The sequence below is a fragment of the Amycolatopsis sp. cmx-11-51 genome (genome assembly GCF_047608665.1).
Classification (GTDB): Bacteria; Actinomycetota; Actinomycetes; order Mycobacteriales; family Pseudonocardiaceae; genus Amycolatopsis.
In genome coordinates this window covers 323,057-338,935 of record NZ_JADNQO010000007.1, presented here as the reverse complement: position 1 = coordinate 338,935, position 15,879 = coordinate 323,057, and the positions used below count along the sequence as shown (strand labels likewise).

Below are 15,879 nucleotides of genomic sequence, written 5' to 3'. Positions count from 1 at the left end.
AGCGTTGTCCAGTTCCACCGCCAGTAAGCAATCCGTCACGGAACAGAGGAGTGCACTTATGTCATCGGCCGTAGCTTTCGCGCCGGAGGAGGCCCTGCCCTTCGCCGACGCCGGCGTCGTCGACCTGCTCGACGCCATCGACTCGCCTGAGTCGATGCTTCCCTGCCGTTCGGGCGACGCGGACCTTTGGTTCGCCGAGTCGCCGGCAGAGCTCGAGCGCGCGAAGGCGTTCTGTGCGGACTGCCCGGTCCGTTCGGCCTGCCTCGCGGGCGCCCTATCACGGCGTGAGCCGTGGGGCGTCTGGGGTGGCGAGATCTTCGAGCGCGGCGTTGTCGTCGCGCGGAAGCGGCCTCGTGGCCGCCCCCGGAAGAACCCGGTCGTCGAGCCTGTCGTCGAGGCTCGTCCCGTCGTGCGCAAGGTCGAGCGGAGCGCAGCGGCATGACCGTCGAACCCATCACCACCAGGGATTACGAAGCGCGAACCGGTAACCGGACTCTCGCGCCGGCCAAAGCGAACGAGATCAAGGTCGAGGAGACCAGCGAAATGTTGCTTTATGAAGAACTGTCCAGAGCCCGAATACGAGAACTCGAGGAGGGAGTCCGCGCCCAGCGGGCTCGAAGCGGCCCACGCGCCGTACGCAGGTGGACCAGGGTCGCCCGCTGGGCGACGCGGCGAGCCGAGCGCCTTCAGGCCTGACCACTTGGGGGAGCGGGGGACCTTTGCTATCGCGCGGCGATAGCAAAGGTCCCCCGCTCCCCCTTTGGGGCGTGGTGCGGATCGGCGTGGTGTTCACTGGGGTAATGGCCGTACACACGCACGACGACATCGACTGGGCGGATCGGCTTCGATCGCTTCGCATGGCCGAAGCGCTCGACGCCGGGTCGACGCGGGTGGTGGCCCGCCGGTTGCTGGAAGGCATGCCGGAAGGACCGACCATCCTCGACGTCGGCTGCGGTGTGGGCGGGATGAGCGTGCTCTTCGCCAAGGAGCTTGCCTCCGCCGGCGCCAGGATCGTGTTGGTCGACGCGACCGAGCACCTGCTGGCCGAAGCACGCCGGGTCGTCAGCGCGGCCGCGGAGGACAGGGCCACCGTCGAGACGGTTCACGCCGACGTGGCCGACGACGGGCTGCCTGCCCGCCTTCCTCCGGCCGATCTGGTCTGGGCTTCACGCGTGGTTCACCACCTGCCCGATCAGCAGGCGGCCATCGACACCCTCGCCCGGCTCGCGCGTCCCGATGGGCTGGTCGCCATCTCCGAGGGCGGCCTGGACTTCACCTGTCTTCCCTGGGACCTCGGTATCGGCCGCCCAGGGCTCGAGGAGCGACTGCTCGCCGCCCGAGGCGAGTGGTTCGCCGAGATGCGGGCGGGTATTCCCGGCTCCGTCTCCATGCCGTACGGCTGGAACGTCGCGCTCCAGCGAGCAGGTCTCGACGACGTCGATTCCTTCGGGGTGCTCATTCACCACCCGGCGCCTGGGCCGGAGCTGCTGCGCGAGTTCGTCATGGAGCGGGTGACCTGGCTGGCCAAGGTGGCAGGCGACCTCCTGAGCAGCGACGATCACGAGACCGCGGCCGCCTTGGTGGATCCGGCGAGCCCCGCCTTCCTCGGCGCGCGCCAGGATCTGTTCCTGCAGGGGGCGAAGACGATCCATTGTGGACGGCGGTCGTGAGCGACCAGGTCGGCTGCTCGTTGTGCGGCCGGATCCGTGGCGCCGACGAGAAGCCCGCGCAGACGCTCGCCTGGGTTACCACCCGCGAGAAGAACACCGTGCGCTGGATGTGCCCTACCTGCGCCCGCCGCCACACCCGCGACATCGAGGGAAAGCTGCCGGACGAATACTGGTGAGCCGCTCAAGCGGCGTCATCGATCCGGCCGATCGTGCGGACCTTCGGCCGCGGCGTCCTCGCCGCTTCGGCGTACGCTCTGATGAGCTCGGCCGCGACCTCCATCGGAACCTTCCTCAGCTGGTCGATGGTACAGCGGACCAGCACCGTTCCGGTCGCGGTCAGCGCCAGGGGGTGGAAGTTCGCGGCGCCGTGTTTCGGGACACGGAATTGCCACGCCAGGCCGATGTCGTCCCACCAGGCATCGGCAGCGCCGATGGGACGTCCTCGCCGGTCGCAGATCGTCATGTTCCATGACGGCGAGGGCAGCGGACACCCGTCGAGGACCTTCTTCGCCAGCCCATGCGCGTAGGTCTCTTGGGGATCGACGCGACGTAGCGCCGCACGGACCGCGGCTGAGCCTCGCCGGTTACCGGAATCGAGCTCCTCGCTGAGCTCTTCGAGCGTGCAGAGACCCCAGTACACTGGTAGGGAGATCAGCTCGTCGATCCGCGCCGGATCGAGCTCCAGCCGGGCCAGATCGAGCGCGGCCCTGGCCGGTGGGGCGAAGGGGACACCGTCGATCAAGGTCGGCGGGGGCATCCGTGTGGTTCTTCGGGGCAGCATGCCGGGTTCCGCCGGCATGCGCCGATAGTCCGGGACGAGGAGATGGACCTCTCGTGTCACCGGGCAGTCCACGCCTCGCGCGCGAAGCGCGTCGGCACCCGTCACCACCACGTCCGGGCCGAACCGCGCGACGGCGGCCTGCAGCAGCTGAAGCCGGGTGGGCGCGGAGTCGCGCAACAGGATCACACCCGGCATCAGCCTTCGCCAAGGACCGCCGGGACTGCAGAGCTTCGCGGCGTAACGCGCGGTCACGCCCGCCTTGCGCAGCTCTCGGCTGGTGATGATCCCGGACTCGCTGGTGTTACTGAGCGCAATGAGTCGGGCGCTTCGTGTAGTGGTCATGAATCGAGGATGACCGTTGGGCCGTCCGGGTGGAACCACTTCCGCGAAGTTGTGGACAACTCGCTCGAACGACCCAGATTTTGGCTCAGTCCCAACGATCCCTGTGGATAACTTCTCAGGCCGCGAAGCCCGGCTGCCACCGTTCGACGATTGCGCGGGCGGGGATCTCCGCGTCGAGCTGACAGAGGATGCCGGTCGATCCGGCGGTCACCCGGTGGATCATCAGGTACTCGGGTGGCAGGTTGAGCGAGCGGCCGATCCGGAAGTCCCTGCCGCGGGTGTCGCCGACCCGCCCCGCCTGCCGTTGCATCCAGCGGCGGGTGAAATGGAACGTCTCGCCCGCCAGTGGTTCGGTGAACGGCGCGAGGTAGGCGAGCACGTCATCGGCTCGCAGGTCCGCGTCGGCCCGGATGAAGCCGGACTCCCTGAGCAGCCGCATGAGCTTCGAGGACTCGCCGTCGAGCGCCAGCCTGGTCATCTCGCCGAGGTGCTGCGGGATGCCTTCGGGCAGCCGGGACACCCCGCCGAAGTCGATCACGCACAGCCTGCCGTCGGCGGTCAGCATGAAATTGCCGGGATGCGGGTCCGAATGCAGGAGCCGGGCTCGTTCCGGCGACGAGTAGTGGAATTCGGTGAGCAGGCTGCCGGCGCGATCCCGTGCCTCCTTGTCGCCGTCGGCGATGATCTTCGACAGCGGGGTTCCGGTGACCCATTCCGTGACGACGACCTTCGGCGCGCTGGCGACCACTCGCGGGATCAGGAAACCCGAGACACCTTCGAACGCCTTCACGAAAGCGCGCTGGTTCTGGGCTTCCGCCTGGTAGTCGAGCTCTTCGTTCATCCGTTCGGCGAGTTCCGCCAGGAGCGGTTTCACCTCGGTCCCCGGCACGAAGGCCTGGAACAACCTGCTGAAACGTTGGAGCTGCCGAAGGTCGCTCCGCAACGCGTCGTCGGCTCCGGGGTATTGGACCTTGACGGCGACTTCGCGACCGTCGTGCCAGGTCGCCCGGTGCACCTGTCCGATGCTCGCGGACGCGGCCGGTTCGTCGTCGAACGCCGCGAATCGCTGCTGCCAGGCGCGTCCCAGCTGCTCGGCGAGGACCCGGTGGGTCTGCCTGGTGGGCATGGGCGGTGCCGCCGCCTGAAGCTTGGTCAGGGCCTCGCGGTAGGGCTTCGCCATTTCATCCGGCACTGCGGCCTCAAAGACGCTTAACGCCTGGCCGAACTTCATGGCGCCGCCTTTGAGCGTGCCGAGGACCTCGAAGAGCTGCTCCGCGGCCTTGGCGGACAGCGTCGCGTTGACCTCTTCGGCACTCTGCCCGGTCAGCCGCCTGCCCCAGCCTCCGACCGCCCGGCCGGCTATGCCGAGCGGAATACTGGCCAGCTTCGCCGTTCGCGCGGCCCCGTTGCGGGGGATGGCGGCTTCACGGTCCTCGGCGCTGCGGGAGTCGGTCACCTTCGCGATTCTGCCTTGATTCACTCCGCGCGCGCAGCCTGTTGAGGGCGTGCGTGTGGGCTAAGTCGCTCGCGGTATCAGCGAGCACCGCATCCGCATCCGGGATGAGGTGGCCAATCACGGTGACGAATGGCACCTTCGAAGAAATCGATCTCCAGGGTGGCGTTCCACGCGGGCGGTGCCTGGTCGCTGGGCGACAGGAGCCGCAGCGCCTGCGCGGCGGCCAGCGCGGCACACGCGTGCACGGCGCCGAGGTCCGGTCGTTGCACACGTCCCGCGAGCTGGCTCGCCACCCTTGGCCAGGTCTCGTCGGCGCGGGCGCGGTGCAGATCGGCACAACGCAGGCAGCTGCTGCGGCCGGGCACCACCAGCGGCCCGACGATGCCGATGCCGTCCCGGACGCGGACCGGCAGATGGCTGATGCCGTTTTGGACGAGTTCGTCGACCACTTCGGGCGCGGGTACCACGGCATCGGTGAGCAGCACGAGTTCCGGCTGGTGGTCCGAGTAGAGCCGACTGGTCGACGTTTCCCCGCCGGCGCGCCGCACGACCTGCGTCATCGCGTCCCGGCGGAACATGCCGATCTCGGCCTCGGTGTATCCCGAGCCCAGGTCGCGTTCGCGCACCGTGCCCGACGCCCGGACGTCGATGTGCCCGATTCCGGCGTTGGCGAGGAGCACCGCGATGGCCACGGCCAGCCTGCCGTCGCCGTGGACCGCCACCGCCGTGTGCCTGCGGCGCGTGGTGAGCGCGGCCTGATAGTGACGGGCGCGGAGCGACCAAAGTCCTGTCTCGGGCCTGGGGCTCGGATGCCGGCGGGGCTGCCCCGCGTCGGTCACCAGCCCGCGGATCGTCAGGTCGGCCATCAGCTCCCGAAGTTGTTCATCGTGTTCGCTCTGCGCGAGCACGATGTCGTCGACGGCCCGCTTTCCGTCCAGTTTGCGGAGCGCGCCGGCCACCTCGGAGGCCACCCCGGTGATCACCACCGCGTGCGCGGGGTCGAGGCCGACCTGGACCTCACCGTTCCCACGTTCCAGCACATCGAGGCCGGGAAGCAGGACCGGGAAGGCGGGCAGGACGATCGACCGCAGGTCCGGTTCGCGAAGGTTCATGATCGCAGGATCTCACTGCCTCGCCGACCATCCGCCAAGAAAGACCCGAATTATCCACAGGTATGTGCCGTTGTGGATAACTCGAGGCTGTGACCTTTCGGCTCTCGGACTTGTCGGTGACTGGCCTTACCGTGGTCGAGTGGTCGAAGCACGGATGCCCTCATTGAGGAGCCGGGACAATCCCCCGTCGGACACTCCCGAACACAAGGTCGAGGTACGGCGTAGCCAGCGCCGCCACCGGACCGTCACCGCGTACTGGGACGAGGACACCCTCGTCGTGCTGATCCCTGCCCGGATGACCCGGGCCGAGGAGAAGCACTGGGTTGCCGAGATGCAGCGCAAGCTGTTGCGCACGGGCCCGCGGCGAGCCGCTCCGCCGAAGGCCTCGGACGAGGCGCTGCTGGCGCGCTGCGCCGTGCTCTCGGCGAAGTATCTGGAAGGAAAGGCGATACCCGCGAGCGTTCGCTGGGTGCCGCCGATGCGGACGAGATGGGCGTCCTGCACACCGGTCGACGCGACGATCAGGGTCAGTGATCATCTGCGCCGGGTACCGGCCTGGGTGCTGGACTACGTCCTCGTGCACGAACTCGCGCATTTGAAAGAGCCAGGGCACAACGCGGCGTTCTGGGAGCTCGTACGCCGTTATCCCAAGACCGAACGCGCCATCGGCTACCTGGAGGGCCTGTCCTCCGCCGCCGGATGGGGCATCGCGGCGGAGGACTGAGACGGTGCCTCAGTTCTTGTCTTCGTCGCCCTTGTCGTTCTCGGGCTTGTTCTTCTCACGCTCGGTGCGTTCGATCTCGGCGATCGGGTCGATGCCCTCAAGGGTCGACTCGCCATCGCCGAGCCGTTCGGCGAAGTCGAGCGGCTCGGCGAGGTCCCCGGCGGTCGGCATCAGGTCGGGGTGGGACCAGAGGCCGTCCCGCTTCTCGATGCCGTGCTGGTCGCCGAGCAGCTTCCACAGCGTGGAAGCCGCCCGCATCCGCCTCGGCCGGAGTTCGAGTCCGACCAAGGTGGCGAAGGTCTGCTCCGCCGGGCCACCTGTGGCCCGACGGCGGCGCAGCGTCTCCCGGAGTGCGTCCGCGCCCGGGAGGCGGTCGCCGATGGCTTCGGCGACAACAACGTCGACCCAGCCTTCGACCAGCGCGAGCAGGGTCTCCAGCCGGTTCAGCGCCGCCTTCTGCTCGGGCGAGGTTTGCGGCTCGAGCAGGCCGGAGGACATGGCCTCTTCGATGCTGGCCGGGTTCGACGGGTCGATCTGTCCGGCAAGCTGCTCCAGTGCCGAGGTGTCGACTGAGATGCCGCTCGCGAACTCCTCGACGGTGGCCAGGAGGCGCTGCCGCAGCCAGGGAACGTGGGCGAACAGCCGCTGGTGGGCGGCTTCGCGTGCGGCGATGAAGACCAGCACCTCGCTGGTCGGCAGCTCCAGGCCCTCGGTGAACTTCTCGATGTTCGCCGGGAGCAGCGCGGAAGTCGCGGCGGGGCCGAGCGGAAGGCCGACCTCGGTGGAGGTGAGCACTTCGGAAGCCAACTGAGCCAGGGCGTTGCCGAGCTGAGAGCCGAAGGCCATTCCGCCCATCTGCCCCATCATCGAAAGCAGCGGGCCAGCGGCCTGTTTGGCCTCTTCGGGCAGGGCCTCGACCCACGCGCCGGAGACCTGCTGGGCGACGGGATCGCAGAGACGTTGCCAGGTGGGCAGGGTCTTCTCGACCCAGGTGCGCGCGGACCACGCGACGGTCGTCGAAGCGCCGGCGGGCAGGATCGTCGCGGCGTCGAGCCACAGCTCGGCCAAGTGGGCGGCGTCACGGACGGCCGTGCTCGAGTCCCCGCCGCTGGACGACGAAAAGCCGAGCTGGACGTCGCTGTCGCTGCTGCTGAGGTTCTGCAGTGCGATCTGTTTCGCCAGGTCGTAGTTGACCGGCCCGGTCGAGTTGCCCGCCTGGCTGAGCATCTGGCCCAGCTGGCTGAGCATCTGACCGAGCTGATTGAAGGCCTCGGCGCCGGAGGGCTGGCCGCTGGAATCCGACGGCTCGTTCTCGCCTCGTTTGTCGGGATCGGGCGGTCCGAAGCCGAACGGGGGTTTGCTCATGGCACCACCGTACGCGGGTCCTGGGACCCAGAGCTCGTCAACTGGAGTGATGCGCGTGGCCTTCACCGAGAAGCGAACACCGTCACCGTACGCTGTCACGCGTGACAGAGCCCTCGGAGGAGACCACAGCAGCGCGGAGCCGTGCGGGCTCCGCGAGTGACCAGGACCGCTCCGAACGGCGGCTGACCCGGCGGGGCTGGACGGTGCTGGTCAGCGGCGTGATGTTCGTGGCCCTCGCGCTGGTCGGGTTCTTCATTCCGGTGCCGTATGTGGCGATCAGCGCCGGCCCGACCTACGACACCCTCGGCAAGGACGCCGCCGGACAGTCGGTGATCCAGGTCAACGGGCACGAGAGCTTCCAGACCTCTGGCGAGCTGCGCATGACGACGGTCTCTCTGCGGGATGGCGGCATCACGCTGTTCAACGCGCTCGGACTCTGGGCGAGCGGCCGGTACGCGCTGGCGCCGCGCGAGGAGTACTTCAAGCCGGGTGAGACCAACGAACAGGTCCGGCGGGAGAACATCCAGCAGTTGCAGGACTCGCAGACCGCCGCTCAGGTCGCCGCCCTCCGCCGGAAGTTCCCGGTCAAGGTGCTCGCGAAGACGATCGTCTCGGGCAGTCCGGCGGACAAGGTGCTCGCCCCTGGGGACCGGCTTCTGGTGGTCAACGGAAAGACGGTCACGGAGGCGGCCGAAGTGCGGGCCGCGCTGGACGGCACCAAGCCAGGGCAGACCGTGCAGATCACCTTCAAGTCCGACGGGCAGGCCGAGCGCTCCGTTCCACTCACGCTGGCCCAGCGGCCCGACGGCCCGGAAGGCTTCATGGGTCTGACCGCGGTGGACCGCGCGGATGTCCCGTTCGATGTGAAGATCTCGCTGCAGGACGTCGGTGGCCCCTCGGCCGGTCTGATGTTCGCGCTCGCGATCGTCGACAAGATGGAGCCCGGCGACCTCGCCGCGGGCAGGCACATCGCCGGAACGGGCGAGATCTCGGAGAAAGGTGTCATCGGCGCGATCGGCGGCATCTCGTTCAAGGTGGTCGGCGCCCGGGAGGCCGGTGCCACCGACTTCCTCGTGCCCGCGCACAACTGCGCCGAGGCGAAGACCGCCGCACCCGATGGCCTGAACCTGATCAAGGTGTCCACGCTGGACGAGGCGATCGCGCAGCTCGAGAACTTGAAGGCCAGCAGGCCCACCGCCTCCTGCTGACCGCCGGGGTAGCAAGGACCTTTGCTATCGCTCGCGGATCTGACTGACGAGAGCAAGGGACCTTTGCTATCGCCCAGCGTGCTTCCTGGGGCGGGCGATAGCAAAGGTCCCTTGCTCTCTTTTCGCAGGTCAGGGCAGTAGGGTCGCCTTCAGGGCCTCGAGCAGGTTAGGGGCCAGCTCCGGGTTCTCGATGATTTCGTCGACCGGGACGTCATTGGGTTCTTCGGGCTGCCCGGCACCGCGAAGCCGCATGACGCACGCTCCGGGACCGTCCCGCAGCACGGCGGCCACGAGCCGGGCTTCGGTACGGCGAGGGTGGTCGGCGGCCGCTTGGCGCAGGCGTTCGGCATCTGTCTCAGGGGCGACCGGAAGCTCGGCCTCGGCGTCCGGCGGCAGCACGATGATCTCCTGCGCGAGCGCGCATCCCAGCACCAGATCGGGCCACGCGATCTGCGCCAGCGCCTCACCGAGGTCACCGTCCGGCAGCGATTCCTGGGCGACCGGCGTCAGCGGGGCCGACGGGTCGATTTGCCCGGCCAGTTCGGGCTGTTCGTCCAGCAGTGCCGCGGTCGGGACCAGCGCGAACAACTGCGGCGGCTGATCCCATCCTCCGGAGGCGACGAACTCCTCGACTTCGCGGGCCAGGCCGGCCACGCCCTGCTGCTTACTCGGTGCCATTGGCTCATCGTTCCAGGCGGCCGGGCGCGCGGCCTTCCGAGTCCGGTTTGGGCGGGTTCCGGGAACTTCCGACGGCATCCGTAGAGTTAGAGCATCAGGGGCCGCACGCGGTACGCGCCCCCCGCGAAAAGTTCACCAAACCAGGAGCGTGTGCAGTGGCCACTCGGCCCCCCGTGAGCCTGCCGAAGCTGTCCCGGCGTAGCCGGATACTGCTCATCATCGCCGCAGTAGTCATTCTGGCCCTTCTTCTGGGCGCGAGACTGCTCGATACCTATGTCGACTGGCTATGGTTCGGCGAGGTCGGCGCCCGCACGGTGTTCAGCACGGTGCTGATCACCCGCGTCGTCTTGTTCTTCGCTGTAGGGCTCCTGGTGGGAGGTGCGCTCGCGGTCAGTTTGATGATCGCGTACCGGACCAGGCCGGTCTTCGTGCCGATTTCCGGCAACGACGACCCGCTCGCGCGTTATCGGTCCGCCATCGTCGGCCGGATCCGCCTGTTCGGCATCGGCATCCCGGTGCTCACCGGGCTCATCGCCGGCGCGTCCGCGCAGAGTGACTGGCAGATCGTGCAGCTGTTCCTCAACGGCGCGCCGTTCGGCCAGACCGATCCCGAGTTCGGCAACGACGTCGGCTTCTACGCCTTCGACCTGCCGTTCTACAACTGGCTCCTGGGCTGGCTGTTCATCGCGGTCGTCATCGCCTTCTTCGGCGCGCTGATCTCGCACTACGTCTTCGGCGGCATCCGGCTCGCGGGCAAGGGCGGCCAGCTCGCCGGCCCGACCCGCGCCCAGCTCGCCATCATCATCGGCCTCTTCGTGCTGCTGAAGGCGGTCGAGTACTTCTTCGACCGGTACAACCTTCTGCTCTCCGATCGGGGACTTCCACTGTTCAACGGTGCCACTTACACCGATCTGAACGCGGTCCTGCCCGCGAAGCTGATCCTTCTGTGCATCTCGGTGATCTGTGCCGTCGCGTTCTTCGCCGGCGCGTTCCTGCGCAACCTGCAGCTCCCCGCGATCGCGCTGGTGCTGCTGATCCTGTCGAACGTGCTCGTCGGCGTCGCGTGGCCCGCGGTGCTCGACCAGTTCTCCGTGAAGCCCAACGCGAACGAGAAGGAATCCGCGTCGATCCAGCGCAACATGGACGCGACCCGGCAGGCGTTCGGCCTGACCAACGTCGAGTACAAGGACTACACCGGCAAGTCGGAGGCGACCTCCTCGGAGATCAAGGCGGACAAGGGGACCGTCCCGAACATCCGGCTCCTCGATCCGAACATCCTCAGCGACACCTTCACCCAGCGCGTCGGCCGCGAGAATTTCTACGGCTTCCCGTCCAAGCTCGACATCGACCGCTACACCCTCAACGGTGTCACGCAGGACTACATCGTCGCGGCCAAGGAGATCAAGACCGAAGGCCTCGCCGGCAACCAGACGAACTGGATCAACAAGCACCTCGTCTACACACACGGAAACGGCTTCGTCGCCGCGCCGGCCAACACGATCGACCGCGCGCTGAAGGATGCCAACTCCGACGGCGGCTACCCGATCGCCACCACCAGCGACACCCAGAACCCGGCGGGAGCCGGCGCCACCGACCCGAGCAAACCGGGCATCAAGGTGGAGGAGCCTCGCATCTACTACGGCGAGCTCGCGACCGACGCCGCATACGCGATCGTCGGCGGCACGGCGGGGCAGGCGCCTGGCGAGTACGACACGGCCGTAGACCGTTCCTATATCTACAAGGGCTCCGGCGGTGTGTCGATCGACAACTGGTTCGACCGGCTCGTCTTCGCCGCCGAATACGGAGAGCGGAACATCCTCTTCTCCGACGCCATCGGCGACGGATCCAAGATCATGTTCAACCGCGAACCGCGGGACCGCGTCGCCAAGGTCGCCCCGTGGCTGACTCTGGACGGCGACCCGTATCCGGCGGTCGTCGACGGCAGGATCAAGTGGATCGTCGACGGCTACACGACGATGAACAACTTCCCGTACGCCCAGCAGACCCAGCTCGGGCAGGCCACCAACGACTCGCTCAGCGGCACCACCCGCCAGGCCAACTCCTGGATCAACTACATCCGCAACTCGGTCAAGGCCACCGTCGACGCGTTCGACGGCACCGTGAGCCTGTACGGCGTCGAGGACAACGAGCCGGTGCTCAACGCGTGGAAGAAGGTCTTCCCCGGGCTCGTCAAGCCGAGCGGCGAGATCTCGCCGGACCTGCGGTCGCACTTCCGCTACCCCGAAGACCTCTTCAAGGTGCAGCGGGAACTCCTGTCGAAGTATCACGTGAACAACCCGGCGGAGTTCTACGCACAGCAGGCGTTCTGGAGCGTGCCGCAGGACCCGACGCAGGAAGGCGGCGTGAACGCGTCCGCATCCGGTATCGCCAACCAGCCCGGCTACTACGTTCTGGCCACCGCGCCGGGCGACACCAGGCCGCGCTTCCAGCTCACCAGTTCACTGACCGGTCTTCAACGGCAATACCTGGCGGCCTGGATGTCGGTGTCCTCGGATCCCGAGGAATACGGGAAGATGCGCGTCCTGAGACTGCCGACAGGCGCCAGCGGCTCCACCCAGGTCGACGGACCCGTCCAGGTACAGAACAGATTCCAAAGTGACCCACGGGTCGCGCAGGACCGGACCCTGTTCAACAACCCGAACGTCACGGTCACCTACGGAAACCTGATCACGCTGCCCGTCGCCAACGGCTTCCTCTACGTAGAACCGGTCTACATCCGGCAACGGAATCAGCTGAGCTATCCGCAGCTGGCCCGCGTTCTGGTCTCCTACGGCACCAAGATCGGCTTCGCGCCCACCCTGAACGAGGCCCTCGACCAGGTCTTCGGCCCGGGCACGGGTTCCGGGGTCACACCGCCCCAGACCGGCGGCACCCCCGGACCCACGACGCCGCAACCGCCGGGCACGACGACGCCGCAGCCGCCCGCCAGTGGAAATCCGGGGCTCGACAAGGCCGCGAGCGAGATGCACGACGCCTGGGCCAAGTACAAGGCGGCCCAGCAGGCGGGCAACTACGCGGATCAGGGTGCAGCCCTCGCCGCACTCGATGTCGCGTACCGGGCTTACGAGTCGGCCAAGGCCAACCCGCCGGCAACCAGCGCGCCGCCCACCAGCAAGCCCGGAGGGTGATGTCGCTTACCTAAAGGGCACCTGCTTTGCGCCTGCTGGAGACGCAGGCGTAAGGTAGGTGTCACGACGCGGGGTGGAGCAGCTCGGTAGCTCGCTGGGCTCATAACCCAGAGGTCGCAGGTTCAAATCCTGTCCCCGCTACAGAGGAAAGAGGCGTGGTCTGCGGAAACGCAGACCACGCCTCTTTCGTATTCTACCGAGGGTCGAACCCCCGGCCTCCCGCTGGAGGGGCCTCGCCCCCCAGCCCCCCAAAGTGACTCGGTCGCTCAGGTGCCCGACGCAAGGGGGAGCGGGGGACCTTTGCTACCGCGGCGGGGTGGGAGCGGTCCAGCAGGCGTAGCCATCGGGGCGGTACAGGACGGCCTCGGTGGAGGGCCACGGAAGCTCCGTGACGAGCTGGGTGGTCAGCCGGGGTGTCTGAGAGCGGGCCGCCTCGATGTGGAGAGACGTGGTCGTCAGGAGCACGAAGTCGCCGTTGTGGAAGAGCGTGCTGGGGCGGATGGGCCCGGCGTCGGTGAGGACGTTCTGGTCCGTCAGGCGCGATCCGAGCGCGGGGTGAGACGTGCCGTAGGTCGCATAGCGGATCCCGAGACCGGAAACCATGCCCGCCAGGTATCGGTTCACTTCGGGTAGCGCGACCAGATCGCCGAAGAGGGCGCGAAGCGCGCGAGACTCGTGAGACCGGGGAGTCAGCCCTAGCTGAGCAGCGACGTTGTGCAGCACTTGAGCGCCGACCGGGTGCCGTTCGGCCTCGTATGTGTCGAGCAGGTCGTCACTGGCCCAGCCGTGCACGGTCGCGGCCAGCTTCCAGCCCAGGTTCATGGCGTCCTGCACACCCAGGTTCAGTCCCTGGCCGCCTGCCGGGAAATGGATGTGCGCGGCATCGCCAGCCAGCAGTACCCGCCCGGCGCGGTAGTGCTCCGCCTGCCGCGCGGCGTCGGAGAACCGTGACGCCCACCGGATTTCCGCCATCGCCGCGGACTCGCCGTAGGAGTCGAGCAGTGCCTGCCGGACTTCGTCTTGCGTGACAGCGGACCGCATGTCCGCGGGCCGCGAGGCCCTGTCGCCATACACGAAGCGGTAGAGACCCGGTTCTCCCAACGGAATCAGGCCTTTGAACGTGGTTTCGCCGGTCGGCTCGCCGATGTTCCGCATCGTTCGCCACTGTTTCTGCGCACCGTCAGGTGTTTTGTCGAACAGGACGTCCGCGACCACGCCGAAACCTTCACCGTCCACGCCGGGAAAGCCCATGTCGAGTCCTTTGCGTACAACGCTTCGTGAGCCGTCGCAGCCGACGAGGAACTTCGCGCGCAGTCGCGTTTCTCCATCGTCTGTTCGGTACCGGACAGTCACAGAGGCGTTGTCCTGTACGAAATCGACTACTTCGCTGCCGCGCAGCACCTTTGTTCCTTGTGCGGCAAGCCGTTCCGTCAAGAACTCTTCGACCGTCGCCTGCGGAATCCCCAGTTGGAAAGGGAACCGAGTGTCCCAACCGTCGTAGTCGACGGGGATCATCGCGAAATGCCCGTCCTGCACCGTGGCGTAGGAGCGAGCCTCCACTCCGTCCAGAAGGCCGCGCAGCTCCAGCATTTCCGCGGTGCGCGGCTGCAGGTTCAGTGCCTTCGACAGTCCTGTGCGCTTGGAATGCCGTTCCAGCACCACGACCTCGACGCCGACGAGCGCGAGTTCGTGCGCGAGCATCAGCCCGGTCGGCCCCGCCCCGGCCACGATCACGTCCGTCCCCAGGTTGTGCATACCACTCCTTAACAACGTTAAATTGACCTGTGCCCAGCGTGCCCTTAACATCGTTAAATTGTCAAGGCGCTACCGCTGAAAGAGGGTTGAAAGTGGGTCTGACCAGGCAGGACATCGTCCGCGCCGGGCTTCGGCTGCTCAACGACGTCGGGCTCAACGGGCTGACGCTCCGCTTGATCGCGCAGGAACTCGGGGTCAAGGCTCCGGCGCTGTACTGGCACATGAAGAACAAACAGGAGCTGCTCGACGAGATGGCGACGCAGATGTACGCCGACGCGATGCCGGGCCGGGTACCGGAAGGCACGGGGGAAAGGGAGGCTCTCGAGCTGGCGTCACAGGCGATGCGCCGGATGATGCTCGCTTATCGTGACGGGGCGAAGGTCTTCTCCGGGACTTTCATGACCGACGACAGCCTGCTCGGTGACAATCCGCTCCATGGTCGGGTCGAAGCGGGGCTCGAACCGTACCTGGCTGGACGAGCGTTGTTCACCGTCTACAGCTACGTCGTCGGCTTCACCATCGAAGAGCAGGCCGTTTACCCGGTTCCGGGCGAACGGGACCCGCGCTACGACGTCACGCCCACGGCGTGGGTCTTCGACGAGGACGTCGAGGGCAGGTTCGGCGACGGGCTGACCATGGTGCTCAACGGCGTCTTCGCTTGGCTGGATGACAAACTTGCGGCATAAAGGCAGGTCAGCGGCCTCTGGGAAAGTTAAGGGTACCCCCCTGAAACCCGGCTTCTCCCCCATGTAATCTATTAACACAACGACGCGGGGTGGAGCAGCTCGGTAGCTCGCTGGGCTCATAACCCAGAGGTCGCAGGTTCAAATCCTGTCCCCGCTACAGAGAAAACGAAGCGCGGGTCTGCGGAAATCGCAGACCCGCGCTTCGTTGTTTTCCGGTTTTCGTACCGGGTGCACTCCGGGGCGATCACCGGCCGTCGTTGGTCGGGGCGGGGGACGCGTACCGCTGTCCGTGGCGAAGGCCGGTTGCGCAGCGTGTCCGGTCCATTGTGGACAGGCGTAGTGCGTTGGGCCGAATGAGCGCATATCACTAGCCACAATGGACAGATGTGCTGACCACAGTGGACACAGGTTCCGAAAGGTGGGACCGTAGAGTGCGTGTCCGAATTGAATGCAACAGCCGCCGCACTGCTCGGTCTTCTCCACGACGGTCCCGCCACGGGCGGGCAACTGGTCGCGGGGGCGGGTGAGCGTTTCGGCGCCTTCTTCAGCGTGACCCGCAGCCAGGTGTACCGGGAGCTCCCCGCCTTGTCGAAGGAGGGCCTCGTCCGCCTCGGCAAGCAGGGCCCGCGGTCGAGCCAGCAGTACCTCATCACCGCGGCGGGCAAGAAGGCGTTCAAGACGTGGCTGTCCTCCGAAGCCGGTCCTGACCACCTCCGCAGCCCGCTGATCCTGCGTCTCGTGCACGCCGGTTCGCTGACGGTGAAGCAGCGCTCGGCGCTGCTCGAGTCGGCGCGCACCAGCTACACCCTGCAGCTCGACGAGGCCAAGGCCGCCACCAAGGGCGCCGACGGGCCGTACGCGAAGGCGGTCGCCGAGTTCGCGCAGGCACAGGCGAAAGCGGCACTGAAACTGCTGGATTCCATCCCCCAGTCCTGACCCGGACAGGTGCCCAC

At 67.3% G+C, this 15,879-nt stretch carries 15 protein-coding genes and 2 tRNA genes; 11 read left to right on the top strand and 6 right to left on the bottom strand.

Going from position 1 to position 15,879, the window contains the following annotated elements; genetic code table 11:
• Positions 1-58 precede the first annotated feature (58 nt).
• The 4 genes from ACM6LU_RS25010 to ACM6LU_RS24995 all read left to right on the top strand — a co-directional run bounded on the left by ACM6LU_RS25010 (position 59) and on the right by ACM6LU_RS24995 (position 1,846).
• Complete coding sequence (locus tag ACM6LU_RS25010) at positions 59-442, top strand: WhiB family transcriptional regulator (RefSeq protein WP_414940182.1); 384 nt, start codon at positions 59-61, stop codon at positions 440-442.
• Complete coding sequence (locus tag ACM6LU_RS25005) at positions 439-696, top strand: hypothetical protein (RefSeq protein WP_414940181.1); 258 nt, start codon at positions 439-441, stop codon at positions 694-696. Before ACM6LU_RS25010 ends, ACM6LU_RS25005 begins: the two co-directional genes overlap by 4 nt.
• A gap of 104 nt (positions 697-800) precedes the next feature.
• Positions 801-1,670 carry a class I SAM-dependent methyltransferase gene (locus ACM6LU_RS25000; RefSeq protein ID WP_414940180.1) on the top strand — a complete coding sequence of 290 codons (870 nt, stop codon included), beginning with the start codon at positions 801-803 and terminating at the stop codon, positions 1,668-1,670.
• A complete protein-coding gene (locus ACM6LU_RS24995) occupies positions 1,667-1,846 on the top strand; it encodes a hypothetical protein (protein WP_414940179.1) in 180 nt (59 codons plus the stop codon). Before ACM6LU_RS25000 ends, ACM6LU_RS24995 begins: the two co-directional genes overlap by 4 nt.
• A gap of 5 nt (positions 1,847-1,851) precedes the next feature.
• Here the strand turns inward: ACM6LU_RS24995 and ACM6LU_RS24990 are convergent, their stop codons facing one another.
• The 3 genes from ACM6LU_RS24990 to ACM6LU_RS24980 all read right to left on the bottom strand — a co-directional run bounded on the left by ACM6LU_RS24990 (position 1,852) and on the right by ACM6LU_RS24980 (position 5,361).
• Complete coding sequence (locus ACM6LU_RS24990) at positions 1,852-2,766, bottom strand: hypothetical protein (protein WP_414940209.1); 915 nt, start codon at positions 2,764-2,766, stop codon at positions 1,852-1,854.
• 142 nt (positions 2,767-2,908) lie between these two features.
• Positions 2,909-4,249 carry an ABC1 kinase family protein gene (locus tag ACM6LU_RS24985; RefSeq protein ID WP_414940178.1) on the bottom strand — a complete coding sequence of 447 codons (1,341 nt, stop codon included), beginning with the start codon at positions 4,247-4,249 and terminating at the stop codon, positions 2,909-2,911.
• A 77-nt stretch (positions 4,250-4,326) separates the two neighbouring features.
• Positions 4,327-5,361: a TOMM precursor leader peptide-binding protein gene (locus ACM6LU_RS24980; RefSeq protein ID WP_414940177.1), complete on the bottom strand. Its 1,035-nt coding sequence runs from the start codon at positions 5,359-5,361 to the stop codon at positions 4,327-4,329.
• Between the two features lie 154 nt (positions 5,362-5,515).
• Between ACM6LU_RS24980 and ACM6LU_RS24975 the strand changes: the two genes are divergently transcribed.
• Positions 5,516-6,085, top strand: coding sequence for a M48 family metallopeptidase (locus ACM6LU_RS24975; RefSeq protein WP_414940175.1), 570 nt, complete (start codon positions 5,516-5,518; stop codon positions 6,083-6,085).
• Positions 6,086-6,094: 9 nt separating this feature from the next.
• Here ACM6LU_RS24975 and ACM6LU_RS24970 read toward each other — a convergent pair whose 3' ends face one another.
• Complete coding sequence (locus ACM6LU_RS24970) at positions 6,095-7,450, bottom strand: zinc-dependent metalloprotease (protein ID WP_414940174.1); 1,356 nt, start codon at positions 7,448-7,450, stop codon at positions 6,095-6,097.
• Between the two features lie 203 nt (positions 7,451-7,653).
• On the opposite strand from ACM6LU_RS24970, the gene ACM6LU_RS24965 reads away from it, so the two are divergent.
• Complete coding sequence (locus tag ACM6LU_RS24965) at positions 7,654-8,658, top strand: PDZ domain-containing protein (protein WP_414940208.1); 1,005 nt, start codon at positions 7,654-7,656, stop codon at positions 8,656-8,658.
• Positions 8,659-8,787: 129 nt separating this feature from the next.
• On the opposite strand, the gene ACM6LU_RS24960 is transcribed toward ACM6LU_RS24965, so the two are convergent.
• Positions 8,788-9,336 carry a PPA1309 family protein gene (locus ACM6LU_RS24960; protein WP_414940173.1) on the bottom strand — a complete coding sequence of 183 codons (549 nt, stop codon included), beginning with the start codon at positions 9,334-9,336 and terminating at the stop codon, positions 8,788-8,790.
• A 155-nt stretch (positions 9,337-9,491) separates the two neighbouring features.
• On the opposite strand from ACM6LU_RS24960, the gene ACM6LU_RS24955 reads away from it, so the two are divergent.
• Both ACM6LU_RS24955 and ACM6LU_RS24950 read left to right on the top strand, forming a co-directional pair.
• Positions 9,492-12,485: a UPF0182 family protein gene (locus tag ACM6LU_RS24955; protein ID WP_414940172.1), complete on the top strand. Its 2,994-nt coding sequence runs from the start codon at positions 9,492-9,494 to the stop codon at positions 12,483-12,485.
• Between the two features lie 67 nt (positions 12,486-12,552).
• Positions 12,553-12,626, top strand: a tRNA-Met gene (locus tag ACM6LU_RS24950).
• 162 nt (positions 12,627-12,788) lie between these two features.
• Here ACM6LU_RS24950 and ACM6LU_RS24945 read toward each other — a convergent pair.
• Positions 12,789-14,240 carry an FAD-dependent monooxygenase gene (locus ACM6LU_RS24945; RefSeq protein WP_414940171.1) on the bottom strand — a complete coding sequence of 484 codons (1,452 nt, stop codon included), beginning with the start codon at positions 14,238-14,240 and terminating at the stop codon, positions 12,789-12,791.
• A 92-nt stretch (positions 14,241-14,332) separates the two neighbouring features.
• Between ACM6LU_RS24945 and ACM6LU_RS24940 the strand changes: the two genes are divergently transcribed.
• The 3 genes from ACM6LU_RS24940 to ACM6LU_RS24930 all read left to right on the top strand — a co-directional run bounded on the left by ACM6LU_RS24940 (position 14,333) and on the right by ACM6LU_RS24930 (position 15,862).
• Positions 14,333-14,926 carry a TetR family transcriptional regulator gene (locus ACM6LU_RS24940; protein WP_414940170.1) on the top strand — a complete coding sequence of 198 codons (594 nt, stop codon included), beginning with the start codon at positions 14,333-14,335 and terminating at the stop codon, positions 14,924-14,926.
• A gap of 83 nt (positions 14,927-15,009) precedes the next feature.
• A tRNA-Met gene (locus ACM6LU_RS24935) sits at positions 15,010-15,083 on the top strand.
• 278 nt (positions 15,084-15,361) lie between these two features.
• Positions 15,362-15,862 carry a PadR family transcriptional regulator gene (locus ACM6LU_RS24930; protein WP_414940169.1) on the top strand — a complete coding sequence of 167 codons (501 nt, stop codon included), beginning with the start codon at positions 15,362-15,364 and terminating at the stop codon, positions 15,860-15,862.
• Positions 15,863-15,879 lie beyond the last annotated feature (17 nt).